At 35.1% G+C, this 897-nt stretch carries 1 protein-coding gene; it reads left to right on the forward strand.

Translation table 11 applies throughout. The features are described from left to right. Nucleotides 1-103 precede the first annotated feature (103 nt). The coding region (gene istA, locus OMHG_RS00200; protein ID WP_147629114.1) for an IS21 family transposase at nt 104-897 on the forward strand (794 nt) is incomplete at its 3' end.

An 897-nucleotide genomic window follows, 5' to 3' on the forward strand; every position in this document is an offset into this window, starting at 1 on the left:
TATGGTAATTTAATAGTGAGCCACCATGACAGTTGAAAACTGAGCCACTTTTGATAGACAATAACCCTAACGCAAGTTGGGGGGAAAATCGGGAGTGATTACATTGAAAAAGAAACAAACAATTATTCAAAAGTATATAGAAGGTGTGAGCAAGAGAAAGATAGCTAAGAACATAAAAGTATCAAGAAATACCGTAGATAAGTATATTCGAGAGTTTGAAATAAGTAAGGGGAAGGATGTTCGTGATCTACCGATCACAGAGGATATTATAAAGACTCCTACCTATAAGAAAAGAACAGGAAGAAAGCGGGCATTGACTGAAGAAATAAAGGAAATTCTAATTGGATATATAAAAGATAATGCCTGGAAACGAAATCACTATATGCATAAGCAGCAAATGAAAATGATTGATATGCATGAGAAATTAGTAGATGCGGGATATGCCATAGGCTACACGACGGTACGTAACTTTGTAAACGCGGAAGTTGCAAAAACAAAAGAAGTATTTATTCGAAGGTATTGTGAACCAGGTTATGAAGTTGAATTTGATTGGGGACAAGTCAAACTAGAAATTAATGGGGGGTTGAAAAATTATTCGCTTGCGGTATTCACATTGGCTCATAGTAATTATCGGTTCGCCAAAATCTATCAATCTGAATCGCAAGTTTGTGTACTGGATGTTCATTCGAAGTTCATTGAGCATATCGGTTTTGTTCCTTCGGTATTTACCTATGACAATATGAGAACAGTTGTTAAATCCTTTGTAGGAACAGAAAAAACTATAACAGATAGTATGATTAACATATCTAATTATTATCAATTTAAAATTCGATTATGTGAACCTCGTAAAGGGAACGAAAAGGGCCATGTCGAACGCAGTGTAGAGTTTATTAGAAG

The sequence above is a fragment of the Oceanobacillus massiliensis str. N'diop genome (assembly GCF_000285495.1).
In the GTDB taxonomy this organism is placed as follows: Bacteria; Bacillota; Bacilli; order Bacillales; family Amphibacillaceae; genus Oceanobacillus; species Oceanobacillus massiliensis.